Genomic DNA, 12,886 nt, shown 5'->3' on the forward strand with positions numbered 1-12,886 from the left:
GTGGAAGCCGCGGCTCATTGCCTGGGAATGAATGCGTTGGTGTACAGCTCGTCGAGCGGAATCGCCTTGCCGACGATGCCTTCCTTGACATAGAAGTCTTGCAGGGCGCCCAGGCGGTCGGGGTCGATTTCACCGGGGTGCTTCTGCCCCGCGTACACCAGTTCGTTGTACAGCTTGAACACGCGCCCGACGTAGTCTTCTTTGCCCTGGTAGGCAGGCACGGCCTTGATGTAGTCTTTTGCCGCCGAGGCAGGGTCGTTGATGATGTCCGTCAGGCCCTTGACCGTGGCCCGCACGAAGCCGCGAACCAGCTCGGGATCTTTCTGGATGATTTCGTCGGACGCCAGAATGGCCTGCGCCATGCTCTTGAAATATTTGTCGGCGGGAATGATGTCCACTTTGACGCCGGCCAGTTCGGCGTTGACGCTCCATTCTGGAATAGAGGCGAGGGCGGGGATTTTTCTGTCGGCGAACAGCTTCCACACCGCCGGTCCCGATGCCTGTATGTCGACGTCGTCTTTGTTCAGGCCGTTCGCCTTGAGCATGCCCAGCAGGGCAAAGTAGGTCGTGTCCGAATAGGACATCGCGCCTACTGTCTTGCCTTTCAGTTGTTCCACCGAATTTATGCCCGCCTCTTTATCGATGGCCAGGTGCATGAACGACGAGCCCCCCAGCACGGCCACCGCCTTGATCGGGATACCGTTGGCGCGCACGATGATGGGGGTGTCGCCTACCCCGCCGCCCAAGGGGGCGTTGCCCGCGCCCACCTGCTTTGCCACGTCGGCCCCGCCCTTGGCGGTGATGAAGTTCACGTCCAGGCCTTCTTGCGCATAGTAGCCGCGCTGCTGCGCGACCATCCAGGGCGCGAAGGCCGGCAAAGCGGGCGGAGCCGGCAGAAGATAGGTGACGCTGCGCAGGTCTTGTGCATTGGATGCGGCTGCCAGCACGCTTAGTGACAGGCCTGCTATCGCCAGCGCCATGCCTTGGGTTCGGTTCATGAGATGTCTCCTTGTTTGTTTTATGAGAGGAAAAGTGTTCATCGGCCCAGCGCGGACATTTCCGATGCCAGATTGGCTACGGTCCAACGCTCTCCGGATGCACTTTTGAAGTTCCGGCGGTTCAGGGTTTCGACAATTTCGTCGGCGGTAGTGTCGCCGGATGCGTACGCTTGCTCAAGGGCGTTGGCCAATGCGTTCTCGTACTCGGTGGGCGCTGCGCTGCGGGTCTGCCAGCGCAGGTTTTCAGCTTTGCCGGGAACCTCGATATAGCCCTTGCCACCGACGTGGACCGAAGGGGGCGGCGAGGACCGCAGATAGGGATTGAATTCGGGTTCCATGCATGACTCCATGAGCTGTGAACGGTAGTTGCGGACGGGCGGGGGCTGCTGTTTTTTCAATTCCCACATCCGGGAATTAAGCAAGTATAATAAGGTCGAATTTCTGATGTCAACAAAATTTATTCAGCAGGTGTCCCTACGCTTATGACCCGTTCACGCGCACAAACACAGGGCGTTTCCCGCCCGCGGCGGCAGGCGGGACGGCCCTCCGAAAATGATTCGGTGGGCCGCGACGCCATCCTGCAATCGGCGATTGTCTTGCTGCGGCAGAAGTCGGCGGCGCAGCTCACATTAAGCGACGTGGCTGCCGCCGCAAAGGTGGATCGGGCCCTGATCCGCTACTATTTTCGAGACAAGGCCGGTCTTTTGAAGGCGGTTGCGGCCCAGGTGCTGAACGAGCTGCAGGGCAGAAGCCAGGACATGTATTGTCAACAAGGCAGCCTGGAAGAAAAAATCCGCATGCGTCTCGAGCTGCTGATAGACGTCATGCATGAAATGCCCCAGTTTTCCGAGCTGGTATTCAAAGAGATATACGTCGCCGAAGACGGCGGGGAGCCTGGTTCGAACGGTGCCGAGGGCATCGCCCAAGGCGTGGTGGACAGGGGGCTGGCCCTGACACGCGTGCTGATCGACTCGGCAGAGGTCGATGCCACCGGCCGGGAAACCGACCCCAGGTTCTTGCACCTCATGATGCTCGGGGCCTGTGTGTTCTTCGCCAACTCGGGGCCGCTGCTGCACCGCATGTTCGGCGAGAAGTCCAGCGACCGGAAGCTTACCGAAGACTACATTTCATTCGTGACGCGAATGCTGATGCGTGGCCTTGGCGCGCCCTTGCCGCGGCAAAAAGCTCCGGCAATATCGAATGCGCCGGCCGGTCAGGCCGGGCGCAAAAGGGGGCGCAGCAGCGGGGGACAGTGATCGAAGCCGATGGACGCCAGTTCGCCGGCCTTTTCCAGCAGGCGCTCGAGATGGCTGATATAAGGCAGTTGCGTGCCGAAGAACAGATTGCGGTCGGAAGCCTGAAGCAGAATGGTGGGAAAGTTCTCGACGTCTTCGTCGCCCAGCAGTTCGGGCTGTTCTTCGATGTCGATCCAAACGAACACATGGGCCGGATGCCGCTCGGCAAGTGCGCTGAAGTCGCTGCGGTATTGGGTGCAGGTATCGCACCAGGCGGCGCAATAGCACACGACGAGCAGGTCGTCGTTGCCCGCCAGGCGGTCGTTCAGGGCTGCAAGGTCGTGTTGCGGATCGTAAATTGGCATAAAGACAAAGCGAAGGGTGTTTGTTTATGATAGCCGGGTGTTCATTTCAAAGCATCGCCCATAATGGATTATGACATTGCGGTACGGTCTTCCTCGGCAACGGGGCTTGCGGCGGTAGGGGTGGCGTTCAAGCGGGCGCTCGTCACGCAGTGCCATCCCAAGATGCTGCTGACGCTGCTTCTGCCGTTTTTCATCGCGCTGGTGGGCGCCGTGGTGCTGGTCTGGGCCTTCTGGACGCCGCTTACCAACTGGCTGGACGCCTATGCGCTCAATTGGTCCTACCTGAACGAATTCGACCAGTGGATGCTGGCCATCGGCCTGTTCTCGATCAAGCTGTACCTGGTTCCCTTGCTGGCCGTGGCCATTCTGCTGCCCTTGTCGGGCATCCTGGGCCTGGTCATCGCCGCCATTTTCGTCATGCCCATCGTGCTGCGCCATCTCGAAAGGCGCGAATACTTCGGCGTGGTGCGCCACGGCCAGTTTTCCACCTCATACGGCATATGGAATGCCATATGGGTGGGCGTGCTGTTTTCGCTCGGATGGCTGCTGACCATGCCGCTGTGGCTGATTCCGCCGCTGCCGGTCGTGCTGCCCATAGTGTGGTGGGCCTTTGCCTTCACGCGCATGCTGCGGGTCGATTCCATCATCGAGCACGCCAATGCGCACGAACGCAAGCTGATCTGGCGACGCCACAACCGCCAGTACTGGCTGATGGGCTTCCTGCTTGCGCTGATCAACCTTTTTCCTCCGGCCTGGCTCGTGCTGCCGGTGTTTTCCTCGCTGGTGTTCGCCCACTTCAGCCTCGAGGCCCTGCGCCAGCAGCGGCAGCAGGCGGCGTTGCAGGCGGCCGCTGCCCACGACCGAAAGGTGCAATCGCCATGACTTCCCCTGTTTCCGGGCCTATGCAGCAAGTTCGCCTCATCATCGTCGGAGACGAGATTCTGTCGGGGCGCCGTCAAGACAAGCACATGCCCAAGCTCATCGAGCTGCTGTCCCAACGAGGCATGCAACTGGCGGGCGCGGAGTTCATCTCGGACGATCGCGACGTCATCGCGTCCACGCTGGCGCGCAGTTTTGCGGGGCCGGACGCGGTGTTCTGCTGTGGCGGCATCGGCGCGACGCCCGACGACCAGACGCGTCAGGCGGCGGCGCAGGCCCTGGGCGTGCCCCTGCGCCTTCATCCCGAGGCAGAGCGCCTTATTGCCGAGCGCACCGCCGATACGGCGCGCCGGTCCGGCGGCAGCGCCGACATGTCGACGCCCGAGAACCAGCAGCGGCTGCAGATGGGGGTGTTTCCAGAGGGCGCCGAGATCGTACCGAACCCCTACAACAAGATTCCCGGGTTCTATATCAGCAACCATACTTTTATGCCGGGCTTTCCCGTCATTGCCTGGCCCATGATGGAATGGACGCTCGACACCCGCTACAAGCACCTGCATCATCTTACGACCCGGGTCGAACACTCATTCCTGGCCTTCAATGTGCCCGAATCGCGCATTACGCCGGCGCTCGAGCACCTGGAACAGCAATGGCCGGGGGTCAAGGCCTTCAGCCTGCCCAGCATGGGCAGCGGCCGGCCCCATATCGACCTGGGCGTCAAGGGCGAGCCCGAGGCCGCCGCCCAGGCCCTGGCCTATCTTCGAGCCGAGGTCGAGCGCGTGGGTGGCAGTCTGACCCCGCCCGAATAGCGGGCGCAAGCTTCGGCCCAGAAAAAGTGCTTGCCAAGTGCGTCGGTTTTTTCATAATATGGGATTGTTGCGTCGCGTCAAAATTCTTCGGCTATGCCCCAATCCACCTTTGCTTCCGACATCCCTACAGCGGGCGCTCCCGAGCGGGGCGCCGGGGGTTCGCAGATCGCCATCCAGGTGCTCGAGCGAGCCATGTTGCTGCTCGACGTGCTGGCTCGCCAGTCAGAACCGGTGGCACTCAAGAACCTGGCCGCGGCAACAGGCCTTCATGCCTCCACCGCTCACCGCATTCTCAACGACCTGGTCGTAGGGCGCTATGTCGAGCGCGTGGACAGCGGCCTGTACCAGCTGGGCATGCGTCTTCTTGAGCTGGGATCGCTCGTCAAGGGCCGCCTGAACGTGCGCGAGGTCGCCATCGAGTACATGCGCGAATTGCACACCATTACGGGCCAGACCATCAATTTGTCGGTGCAGCAGGGCGACGAAATCGTCTACATAGAGCGCGCCTGGAGCGAACGTTCGGGCATGCAGGTGGTGCGCGCCATAGGCGGGCGGGCCCCCTTGCACCTCACCTCTACCGGCAAACTGTTCCTGTCCGTCAGTGAACCGCGCCAGGTCAAGGCCTACATCATGCGCACCGGCCTGGCCGGCACCACGCGCAACAGCCTGACCAAGGCCGATCAGCTCGAGCGGGATCTGGCGCTGGTGCGCCGCCATGGCTATTCGCGCGACAACGAAGAGCTGGAACTGGGCGTGCGGTGCATTGCCGCGGGGGTGTACGACGACACGGGCAAGCTGCAGGCCGGGCTCTCGATCTCGGCGCCGGCCGACCGCATGCGCGACGAATGGATCGGTCTGCTGCAAGACACCGCGGGCCGAATTTCCGAAGCGCTGGGCTATGAGCGCAAGGTCACGGGCGCCTGAATTTCCCGCCCCCCTCTCCTGTATCGTGAATTATTTGTTGCATCGCAACAAAAAAGCTTGACGGCCGCGTCTAAATCCGTAAAATGACACTTGTGCAGTGCAGCAAATGCCCAACCGTCTTTAGCCCACTACGAGGAACCGTCATGAGTGCTATCCCCCAACAAGTTTTCGCCACGCAGAAGGCCTCGCTGGACAATCTGCTGGCCGTTCAAGGCGCGTTTTTCGATGGTTTCGAAAAACTCGTCGACCTTAACCTGAAAGTCATGAAGGCCACCCTGGACGAAGCCGCGCAAAAGTCCCAGGAAGCCATCGAAGTCAAGGATGCCCAGGAAGCCGTCGCGTTCACTTCCGCGCTGGTGCAGCCCAGCGCCGAGAAGACCCTGGCTTACGGCAAGCATGTGTACGACATCGTATCGTCGGTGCAGGGCAGCCTCAGCCGCCTGACCGAAGAACAAGTCGCCCAGGCGCAGCAGCAGATCGCCGACGCCGTCGAGCAGTTCGCCAAGACCGCTCCCACCGGCTCGGAAAGCGCCGTTGCCCTGTTGAAGTCCTCGCTGGCTTCGGTCAACAACGCCTATGAGTCGGTCAGCAAGGCCGCCAAGCAGGCTTCGCAAACGGCCGAGTCCAACCTGACCGCCGCCGCCAACGCCACGCTGCAGGCTGCCAATTCGGCCGCCGAAGCCGCCACCAAGCCCGCGCGCGCCCGTCGTACCGCAGCCTGATTCCATTCGTCCGGGGGGCTCCACAAGAGCCGACCCGGCGCTAAGCACCGGCCATAAGCCAGGCTGTTGGCCTTCGCATCGTGAAGGCGCGACCGAACAGGGCCATGGCCTGAAGAAGCTCAGCTTCCGCTCCAGGCCAGCGGCATGCGTAAGAATCCCGGTAAAGTTTTTGACTTTGCCGGGATTTTTTGTGCGTTTCGGCGAAGGAAGTGGGGACGGAAAGGGGCGGGGCGCCCCTTTAGGCTTATCGGGCCGGTGCCGGCGCGGCGGCGCGCGCAAGCGCGTTGACGCAATCCTTGACGAGCGCAGGGCCGCGATAGATCAGGCCTGTGTACAGCTGTACGGCATCGGCGCCCGCCGCCATTTTTTCCTGGGCATGCTTGCCATCGTGTATGCCGCCCACGCCGATAATGGCCATTTCAGGCCCCAGGCGCTGGCGTAGCCGCTGGATGACGGCCAGCGACAATGCGTGCACGGGCGGGCCCGACAGCCCGCCCGCTTGGCCGGCGTGCGGGTGGCCCTCTACGGCGTTGCGCGTGATGGTGGTGTTGGTGGCGATGATGCCGTCCACACCGTATTGCGGCAGCGTGTCGGCGATGACGTCGATCTGTTCCGCGGCCAGATCGGGGGCGATCTTTACCGCCAGCGGCACTTGGCGCTGATGCTTGTCGGCCAGTTCCTTGCGTTTTTCCCGCAGGGCCTTCAGAAGCTCGGGCAGTTCGCTGCCTTCTTGCAGGCTGCGCAGGTTCTGGGTGTTGGGCGAGGAAATATTCACGGTCACGTAGTCGGCATGGGGGTAGACGCCTTCCAGGCCGATGAGGTAGTCGTCCACGGCGCGCTCGATGGGCGTGTCGGCGTTCTTGCCGATGTTAAGGCCCAGGATGCCGCCGCCGTTGCGCCACTCGCTTTGGCGCACGTTGTCGATGAACTTCTTCAGACCGTCATTGTTGAACCCCATTCGGTTGATTAGGCAATGCGCTTCGGGAAGCCGGTACATGCGGGGCTTGGGGTTGCCAGGCTGGGGGCGGGGCGTGACGGTGCCCACTTCGATGAAGCCGAAGCCCAGTTGCCCCAGCGCGTCGATGTGGGCCCCGTTCTTGTCCAGGCCGGCCGCCAGCCCAACGGGGTTGCGCAAGGAAAGGCCCATCAGCCGGGCGGGCAATTGCGGCCGGCTGGCCAGCAGATGCCTGGTCAGGCGGCAGTCATAAGCCTTCTGCAACGAAGAGAGGGTGAGCTCATGGGCGGTTTCTGCGTCCAGGGAGAAGAGCGCCGGACGCGCCAGCGGATAGGAATTGAATAGCAGGGACATCGATTTACAGGGGAGACCAGTGGCCGCCGCGCAGGATTTCGCAGGGCCTGTATTGTGTTTTGTACGCCATTTTACGGCTTTCGCGGATCCAGTACCCAAGATACAGCCAGGGCAGGCCCATGGCGCGGCACCGGTCGATCTGCCACAGCACGCCGTAGGTGCCCAGGCTGCCCGGCGCATGCGGATCGAAAAATGTATATACGGCCGAAAGGCCCGTGTCCAGGATGTCGATGATGGACACCATCTGCAGTACGCCGCTTTCGTCGCGAAACTCTATCAGGGTGGTGTCGACCCGGGTGGTCAGCAGAAACTGCGTGTATTGCGATTGGTCGTTGTCGTCCATGCCCGCGCCGGCATGCCGGGTGGAGACATAGCGCCGATAAAGCTCGAAGTGTTCCGGCTCGAATTCCAGTGGGGCGTTGCGCGCCCGCAGGTGCTGGTGCCGGCGCCATAGCTTTTTCTGGGTGCGGCTGGGCTGGAAGCGTTCGACGTCTACACGGATGGGCTGGCATGCCTGGCAGGCGTCGCAGTGCGGACGATAGGTGAACAGCCCGCTGCGCCGGAAGCCCTTTTCAACAAGGTGCGAATAGGTGGCGGCGTCGATGAGGTGGGTGGGGGCGGCCACCTGCGAGCGTGCCTCGCGCCCTTCGATATAGCTGCATGGGTACGATGCCGTCGAATAGAACTGCAGGGTCTTGAGGGTCAGCTCGGTGGGATGGCTCATGGCAGCGCTTTGCAGGGCGGGGCAGATTTCATTATGGCGTCAAGGCCGGCAGCGGGGCAAGATGCCCGTCGGCCATCAGGCGGCCCTTCGGCCATTGCGGTGTCGCATGCGTTCGGGCTTCAGCCAGCAGAAGCAGAAAGTCTTCGCGGTCCATGGGCCGGGCCCCCAGGCTGGCCAAGTGCGAAGTCTGTTGCTGGCAATCGATATGCCTGATGCCCTGCCGTTGCAGGAAGCGCACCAGGTACGCCAATGCCAGCTTGGATGCGTCGCTGACGCGCGCGAACATCGACTCTCCGAAGAAAAAGCGTCCCAGGCTTACCCCATACAGGCCTCCCGCAAGTTCGCCATTGATCCAGGTTTCGATGCTATGGACATGGCCTGCCCGGTGCCAGGCATGATAAGCGGCCTGGATCTGCGGAGAGATCCAGGTGCCGGCCAGGCTGCCGCGCGGCTCGGCGCAGGCCCGGATGACGCGCACGAACGCCGTGTTGATGCGGATCTGGACGGAAGCCTGCGCGTCATGGTCGCCGCGGGCGATCTGCCGCAGCTTCTTGTCCAGCGAATGCGACACGCGAAAGTCGTTGCAGGCAAGCACCATGCGCGGGTCGGGGCTCCACCACAGTATGGGATCGCCCTCGTTGAACCAGGGGAATATTCCCTGGGAGTAGGCATCGGTAAGCCGTTCGATAGAGAGGTCGCCCCCCACGGCCAGCAGGCCTTCCGGCAGCGCCTTGCTGGGGTGCGGAAAAGGAGTGTCGTCGTCGATCCAGGCCAGGGGGTTCACGGCAGATGCGCCTTAGTGTCAACCTAATCAGGCACCGGCAGGGGAATGTCGTAGTGGTGCATGGGAAACTGCGCGCCCTTGCGGTCTTCGACATAGTGTTCCAGCGTGGTGATGACGGTGCGGAAGGCCAGTTCGGACCAAGGTATCTGGTCCAGCGGGAAGAAGCGCGCTTCGAGGCTTTCGGGGCCGGGGAAAAGGTCTTCGGACAAGGCGCGGGCAAGGTAGAAGAAATGTACCTGCTCGGCATGGGGCACGTCGATGACGGTATACAGTGGGCCCAGCTCGATCTGGGCGCCGGCTTCTTCCTGGGTTTCGCGCATGGCGCCCTGGGCGGTGGTTTCGCCAAGCTCCATGAAGCCCGCCGGCAGCGTCCATTTGTCGTAGCGGGGCTCGATGGCCCGCCTGCACAGCAAGACTTTGTCTTGCCAGACAGCCAGTACGCCCACGACATTGCGCGGGTTCTGGTAGTGGATGGCCCCGCAGTTTTCGCAGACGGCGCGCATGCGATTGTCGTCGGGCGGCACGCGCAGGGTGATGGCGGCGCTGCATTGGCTGCAGAACCTCTGTGTGCGGGGCGCGGGAAAATAGAACGAAGGGGCGGGGGTCGTCATGGCCCTATTCTATATTTATTTGCTCGCGCTGCGTGGCGCTGCGGACAGGCGCCGCGGCGTCTGATCGCTTGCGTGTGCGGCGGCGGCTGCATACGGTCTGCCGCATTGCCGGGTGCGCGGAGGCGGGTGCCCGATTCAGGGCGCGGGGCAGGGAACGAAACCCAGTTGCCGGGGCAGCCCGGACGCGGGACAGAAGCGCAGCGGGGCCGTTGCCCTAGCGCCGCCCGGCATTGTTGGGGACGTTGCCAGGCACAGCAGCAGGTCTGGCCGGGCGGGCAAATCTGCTGGTTCGAGCGATTCCAGCAACGTCAGCAGGGGCTCGCCCGCCGAGGTATGCAGGGCGTCGAACACCGCCGGGGCATCGCGCCCCGATATCAGACCGGCACCATGCTCGGTTTCGGCATACAGCCGGCCCTGGTCATCGAGCCACCAGCCGTTGATGTGTTCGGCCTTGAGGCCATTGTGTGTGTGCAGCGTGGACGCGTCGCTGCCCGTGAGCAGGATATAGGGCGCGGCGTCAAGGCGTATGAAGACGCGCTGGGGGCCGTTCTGAAAATACCAGCGCCCCGACGCGTCGCAGCCATAGTTGCGGTTGATGAACTGCCGGATTTGCGCGCTTTCAATGGGTTCGCCGGAAGGCAAGGGCTGCAGGCACGGCTGGCCGGGCCGCCAGGCGTCGCCGCCGGGGTGCAGGCGCCATTGGCCCTGTTCCGAAAGCGACAGCCAGCCGTAGATATCCGGCACGTCGGGCCACCGCGCCATTGACGCAACTACGCTGTCGTCCATGCTTTTTCCAGCCGAAATCATTCAAATCTTATTCAAATATTACTGCACAATAACGTAAAAAGCCGTCAAGATGGATGAGAATACTGGCATTAGTTGACATAATATGCTATACTGCCAAACGTTGCCCGTCGCATGTGCGACCGGCCGGTGCATGCAAGGAGAGTTCAATTTATGTCGAAAAAGCCGACGCAGAAAAAAACCCCTTTTGTGATCGAGCCCCTTAACTGGGTCGCTCCGGATGCCAAGCGCGCCAAGAATGAAAGCAGCCGCGACGACGAGCGGCAAACCCCCGCCAAGCGCGACGACAAAGACTAAGCCAGCAAATCCGCTTGCCGCCCGCCAGTGGCAAGGCAAGTGCAAGCGGGCCGTCATCCCGGCCGCAAGCGGCCAGGCGCAAAAAACCCCTCGAATTCCCACCCCGCCGGGGCGGAGGGTTCGAGGGGTTTTCTTTAGCTGGACTTCTTCTTGGGTTTTTCCGTGCCGATCGACACTGGATCGCTGGCGGGAAACGTTTCATCCAGCCCCTGGTCCAGCAGTTCTTCCTCAGACTTCTTTTTATCCTTGCCCTCGGAAGGCGTGGCAACGCTGGGCGAGGCCGGATGGTCGTCCTTGGTTGGAAAGGGCGTGTCTTTGTCCGGCTTGTTGTCTGAGTCGTTCATGGCCGTAAACCCCTTTAGCGCGTAGCGCCCATGGGCGCGGTCGGTGAAGAAGCGGGCGCGGGCGCCGGCGCTTCCTTCGGATACTCATAAGCGGGCATTTCCTTCAACTGATCCTTGGTGTAGCCCTGCAGGGTCAGCTTGTCGCCGCTTTCCTTGATTTCATTGATGGGAATGGCCACCGGGTGCTCACCCACGCCGACGAAGCCGCCTACGCCGAGAATGACGTGCGTGACCTTGTTGTCGGAAGACATGACCAGGTCTTTGATGTCGCCTACTTTTTCGTCGTTCTCGTTATAGACCGACTTGCCTTGCAGCTTGGCCTTGAAGCTGTCGCCCGCGGAGGCGTCCGGTGTCGATTCCGCGGCCGAGCTATCCGAAGCGCTGCTGCCTGTCGACGCGCCATTGCTCGAGGGGGCGGTGGTAGAGCCCGAAGCGCCGGTGTCTGAAGAGCCACTGCCGCTCGTGCCGGTATTCGGGGCGCCGTCCGTGCCCATGTCGGTTTGGCTACCCGACTGGGGAGAGGTGGTCCCTTCAGTGGCGCCGCCTGTTTGCGCATAGGCAACGGGCGCAATGGCAAAAGGCATGCTGCAAAGGACGATCGCCAGCTTTTTCTTCATAGTCATAGCATTCTCCTGTTTGACAGACCGAAGAAGGTCGGTAAAGCTACAGCAAATACCATGCCGTCCGACGAATGGCCGCAAGAGAGAAAAAGAAGCATTGCGCAGGCACGAAACTTGCGCAAAACCCGGTGATTTTTAGGCAACAGGGAGGAAAGCAGCACACAGGTCCGCAACGCTAATTTCCCCGCGTTTTGACCTTACGCAGCACCCGCGGGGCAGTACTTGACTATGGGGGGAAGGGCTTTCGAGCCTTGAACACAGTACAAACCGGGTAAAAATTACCGATTTCCCGGGGCGAATGATCCCCGCTCATTTCCATAACGCAAATAAAGGAAGATGCCATGCTTTACACCATTGCAGTCATTCTCTTGATTCTCTGGCTACTGGGGTTGGTAACCTCGTACACCATAGGCGGCTTCATTCACATTCTGATCGTGGTCGCCATCGTGATGGTGCTGATCCGTCTGATCAGCGGCCGCGCGCCCTAGCGGCGGCGCATACGCCCGTCCTGCCTGCAGCGCTTTCGCTGCCGGGGGCGGACGCAGCATGCCGCGTCCGCCCCCGGCCTGCCTTCAGGCAGGGCAATATGTATCACAAGAGACCAAGAAAATGGAAAGCGGCGTGCGCTTGCCTGCCGGCCCGGACGGCAGCGTATTGTTCGTACAGCTTACCGACCTGCACCTTCCCGAAGAGGCCGGTGCTTTGGTTGCGGGCGTCGATACCGACCACAGCCTGCACAAGGTCCTGCGCTCTGTAGCCGACGACCTTCCCAGAAAACCCGACTTCATCCTGGCCACCGGCGATATCGCCGACACGGGTGCCGCATCCGCCTACAGGCGCTTCCGGCAATCCATAAGCGCGATCGAGGCGCCGGCGTTCGGCCTGCCGGGCAATCACGACCTGCCCGCCGTACTGTTCGATGAATGGCGCGGCCATGTGCCCGAATGGATAGACACGCCGGCCTGGCGCATTGTCTTGCTCGACACGACCTTGCCCGGCGAAGACGGTGGACGCCTGGGCCCGCAGCGGCTTGCGGGCTTGCACCGGGCGCTGGATGGCGCGCCGGACCATGCTCTGGTGGTCTTGCATCACCACCCGGTGCCGGTGCATAGCCAATGGCTGGACGAGTACATGCTGCAAGACGCCGAAGCCCTGTTCGAATGCATCGCCAACCGCGATCAGGTGCGGGCGCTGCTTTGCGGACACGTGCACCAGGAGCAGGACGGATGGTATCGCAGCACGAGTGTGGGCCCGTGGGCGCCGGACGCGACGATACGCGTGCTGGCATCGCCTTCGACCGCCTTCCAGTTCATGCCTCGCACGCGCGAGTATCAGCTGGACGCCGCCGGCCCGGCTTACCGATGGTTGCTTTTGCATCCCGATGGTGGTCTGGACACGGGGGTAGAATACTTGGCAGCCGGCTCCGGCAGCTCATGATTCGCCGCCTTTCATCGATACCAG

At 62.1% G+C, this 12,886-nt stretch carries 18 protein-coding genes; 8 read left to right on the plus strand and 10 right to left on the minus strand.

The genetic code is table 11. The annotated features are described in order from the left end of the window. Positions 1-14: 14 nt before the first annotated feature. On the minus strand, positions 15-998 hold the full coding sequence (locus C7440_RS04515) for an ABC transporter substrate-binding protein (protein WP_116517597.1): 984 nt from the start codon (positions 996-998) through the stop codon (positions 15-17). 38 nt (positions 999-1,036) lie between these two features. Next, positions 1,037-1,336 carry a recombinase-like helix-turn-helix domain-containing protein gene (locus C7440_RS04520; protein WP_116517598.1) on the minus strand — a complete coding sequence of 100 codons (300 nt, stop codon included), beginning with the start codon at positions 1,334-1,336 and terminating at the stop codon, positions 1,037-1,039. A gap of 144 nt (positions 1,337-1,480) precedes the next feature. On the opposite strand from C7440_RS04520, the gene C7440_RS04525 reads away from it, so the two are divergent. Next, complete coding sequence (locus tag C7440_RS04525) at positions 1,481-2,254, plus strand: TetR/AcrR family transcriptional regulator (protein WP_116517599.1); 774 nt, start codon at positions 1,481-1,483, stop codon at positions 2,252-2,254. Here C7440_RS04525 and C7440_RS04530 read toward each other — a convergent pair. Beyond that, complete coding sequence (locus C7440_RS04530; RefSeq protein ID WP_116517600.1) at positions 2,212-2,598, minus strand: thioredoxin family protein; 387 nt, start codon at positions 2,596-2,598, stop codon at positions 2,212-2,214. The genes C7440_RS04525 and C7440_RS04530 overlap by 43 nt on opposite strands. A gap of 63 nt (positions 2,599-2,661) precedes the next feature. Between C7440_RS04530 and C7440_RS04535 the strand changes: the two genes are divergently transcribed. The 4 genes from C7440_RS04535 (at position 2,662) to C7440_RS04550 (ending at position 5,932) form a co-directional block, all read left to right on the plus strand. Beyond that, positions 2,662-3,480, plus strand: coding sequence for an EI24 domain-containing protein (locus tag C7440_RS04535; protein WP_116517601.1), 819 nt, complete (start codon positions 2,662-2,664; stop codon positions 3,478-3,480). Beyond that, a complete protein-coding gene (locus tag C7440_RS04540; RefSeq protein ID WP_243410821.1) occupies positions 3,477-4,286 on the plus strand; it encodes a competence/damage-inducible protein A in 810 nt (269 codons plus the stop codon). The genes C7440_RS04535 and C7440_RS04540 overlap by 4 nt, the downstream gene beginning before the upstream one ends. 93 nt (positions 4,287-4,379) lie before the next feature. Further along, positions 4,380-5,210 (plus strand): IclR family transcriptional regulator, encoded by an 831-nt coding sequence (locus C7440_RS04545; protein ID WP_116517603.1) that lies wholly within the window; start codon positions 4,380-4,382, stop codon positions 5,208-5,210. 143 nt (positions 5,211-5,353) lie between these two features. Beyond that, positions 5,354-5,932 carry a phasin family protein gene (locus tag C7440_RS04550; protein ID WP_116517604.1) on the plus strand — a complete coding sequence of 193 codons (579 nt, stop codon included), beginning with the start codon at positions 5,354-5,356 and terminating at the stop codon, positions 5,930-5,932. A gap of 244 nt (positions 5,933-6,176) precedes the next feature. Here C7440_RS04550 and C7440_RS04555 read toward each other — a convergent pair whose 3' ends face one another. From C7440_RS04555 to C7440_RS04575, 5 genes are all read right to left on the minus strand, one after another. Continuing rightward, entirely contained in the window at positions 6,177-7,241 is a 1,065-nt protein-coding gene (locus C7440_RS04555) for a quinone-dependent dihydroorotate dehydrogenase (RefSeq protein ID WP_116517605.1), read from the minus strand. A 4-nt stretch (positions 7,242-7,245) separates the two neighbouring features. Next, positions 7,246-7,965: an arginyltransferase gene (locus C7440_RS04560; RefSeq protein WP_116517606.1), complete on the minus strand. Its 720-nt coding sequence runs from the start codon at positions 7,963-7,965 to the stop codon at positions 7,246-7,248. 31 nt (positions 7,966-7,996) lie between these two features. After that, entirely contained in the window at positions 7,997-8,749 is a 753-nt protein-coding gene (aat, locus tag C7440_RS04565; protein ID WP_116517607.1) for a leucyl/phenylalanyl-tRNA--protein transferase, read from the minus strand. Positions 8,750-8,772: 23 nt separating this feature from the next. Next, positions 8,773-9,360: an NUDIX hydrolase gene (locus C7440_RS04570; RefSeq protein ID WP_017525801.1), complete on the minus strand. Its 588-nt coding sequence runs from the start codon at positions 9,358-9,360 to the stop codon at positions 8,773-8,775. 135 nt (positions 9,361-9,495) lie between these two features. Then, the gene (locus tag C7440_RS04575) at positions 9,496-10,146 is read right to left on the minus strand and encodes a DUF2946 family protein (RefSeq protein ID WP_116517608.1); all 651 of its coding nucleotides are present in this window, start codon (positions 10,144-10,146) and stop codon (positions 9,496-9,498) included. A 171-nt stretch (positions 10,147-10,317) separates the two neighbouring features. Between C7440_RS04575 and C7440_RS19785 the strand changes: the two genes are divergently transcribed. Then, complete coding sequence (locus C7440_RS19785) at positions 10,318-10,461, plus strand: hypothetical protein (RefSeq protein WP_017525799.1); 144 nt, start codon at positions 10,318-10,320, stop codon at positions 10,459-10,461. A gap of 134 nt (positions 10,462-10,595) precedes the next feature. Here the strand turns inward: C7440_RS19785 and C7440_RS04580 are convergent, their stop codons facing one another. Both C7440_RS04580 and C7440_RS04585 read right to left on the minus strand, forming a co-directional pair. Continuing rightward, a complete protein-coding gene (locus tag C7440_RS04580; protein ID WP_116517609.1) occupies positions 10,596-10,805 on the minus strand; it encodes a hypothetical protein in 210 nt (69 codons plus the stop codon). A gap of 14 nt (positions 10,806-10,819) precedes the next feature. Continuing rightward, on the minus strand, positions 10,820-11,428 hold the full coding sequence (locus tag C7440_RS04585) for a PRC-barrel domain-containing protein (RefSeq protein ID WP_116517610.1): 609 nt from the start codon (positions 11,426-11,428) through the stop codon (positions 10,820-10,822). 338 nt (positions 11,429-11,766) lie between these two features. On the opposite strand from C7440_RS04585, the gene C7440_RS04590 reads away from it, so the two are divergent. Both C7440_RS04590 and C7440_RS04595 read left to right on the plus strand, forming a co-directional pair. Beyond that, positions 11,767-11,913 carry a lmo0937 family membrane protein gene (locus C7440_RS04590; RefSeq protein ID WP_017525796.1) on the plus strand — a complete coding sequence of 49 codons (147 nt, stop codon included), beginning with the start codon at positions 11,767-11,769 and terminating at the stop codon, positions 11,911-11,913. A gap of 58 nt (positions 11,914-11,971) precedes the next feature. Continuing rightward, positions 11,972-12,862, plus strand: coding sequence for a metallophosphoesterase (locus C7440_RS04595; protein WP_116517611.1), 891 nt, complete (start codon positions 11,972-11,974; stop codon positions 12,860-12,862). Positions 12,863-12,886 lie beyond the last annotated feature (24 nt).

Origin of the sequence: Pusillimonas noertemannii, assembly GCF_003096595.1 — a bacterium.
In the GTDB taxonomy this organism is placed as follows: Bacteria; Pseudomonadota; Gammaproteobacteria; order Burkholderiales; family Burkholderiaceae_B; genus Pusillimonas; species Pusillimonas noertemannii.

Excerpts from the sequence above, each read along its gene's own strand:
- C7440_RS04515 (WP_116517597.1), bottom strand. The coding sequence starts at position 998 with ATGAACCGAACCCAAGGCATGGCGCTGGCGATAGCAGGCCTGTCACTA.
- C7440_RS04520 (WP_116517598.1), bottom strand. The coding sequence starts at position 1,336 with ATGGAACCCGAATTCAATCCCTATCTGCGGTCCTCGCCGCCCCCTTCG.
- C7440_RS04525 (WP_116517599.1), top strand. The coding sequence starts at position 1,481 with ATGACCCGTTCACGCGCACAAACACAGGGCGTTTCCCGCCCGCGGCGG.
- C7440_RS04530 (WP_116517600.1), bottom strand. The coding sequence starts at position 2,598 with ATGCCAATTTACGATCCGCAACACGACCTTGCAGCCCTGAACGACCGC.
- C7440_RS04535 (WP_116517601.1), top strand. The coding sequence starts at position 2,662 with ATGGATTATGACATTGCGGTACGGTCTTCCTCGGCAACGGGGCTTGCG.
- C7440_RS04540 (WP_243410821.1), top strand. The coding sequence starts at position 3,477 with ATGACTTCCCCTGTTTCCGGGCCTATGCAGCAAGTTCGCCTCATCATC.
- C7440_RS04545 (WP_116517603.1), top strand. The coding sequence starts at position 4,380 with ATGCCCCAATCCACCTTTGCTTCCGACATCCCTACAGCGGGCGCTCCC.
- C7440_RS04550 (WP_116517604.1), top strand. The coding sequence starts at position 5,354 with ATGAGTGCTATCCCCCAACAAGTTTTCGCCACGCAGAAGGCCTCGCTG.
- C7440_RS04555 (WP_116517605.1), bottom strand. The coding sequence starts at position 7,241 with ATGTCCCTGCTATTCAATTCCTATCCGCTGGCGCGTCCGGCGCTCTTC.
- C7440_RS04560 (WP_116517606.1), bottom strand. The coding sequence starts at position 7,965 with ATGAGCCATCCCACCGAGCTGACCCTCAAGACCCTGCAGTTCTATTCG.
- C7440_RS04570 (WP_017525801.1), bottom strand. The coding sequence starts at position 9,360 with ATGACGACCCCCGCCCCTTCGTTCTATTTTCCCGCGCCCCGCACACAG.
- C7440_RS04575 (WP_116517608.1), bottom strand. The coding sequence starts at position 10,146 with ATGGACGACAGCGTAGTTGCGTCAATGGCGCGGTGGCCCGACGTGCCG.
- C7440_RS19785 (WP_017525799.1), top strand. The coding sequence starts at position 10,318 with ATGTCGAAAAAGCCGACGCAGAAAAAAACCCCTTTTGTGATCGAGCCC.
- C7440_RS04580 (WP_116517609.1), bottom strand. The coding sequence starts at position 10,805 with ATGAACGACTCAGACAACAAGCCGGACAAAGACACGCCCTTTCCAACC.
- C7440_RS04585 (WP_116517610.1), bottom strand. The coding sequence starts at position 11,428 with ATGACTATGAAGAAAAAGCTGGCGATCGTCCTTTGCAGCATGCCTTTT.
- C7440_RS04590 (WP_017525796.1), top strand. The coding sequence starts at position 11,767 with ATGCTTTACACCATTGCAGTCATTCTCTTGATTCTCTGGCTACTGGGG.
- C7440_RS04595 (WP_116517611.1), top strand. The coding sequence starts at position 11,972 with ATGCCGCGTCCGCCCCCGGCCTGCCTTCAGGCAGGGCAATATGTATCA.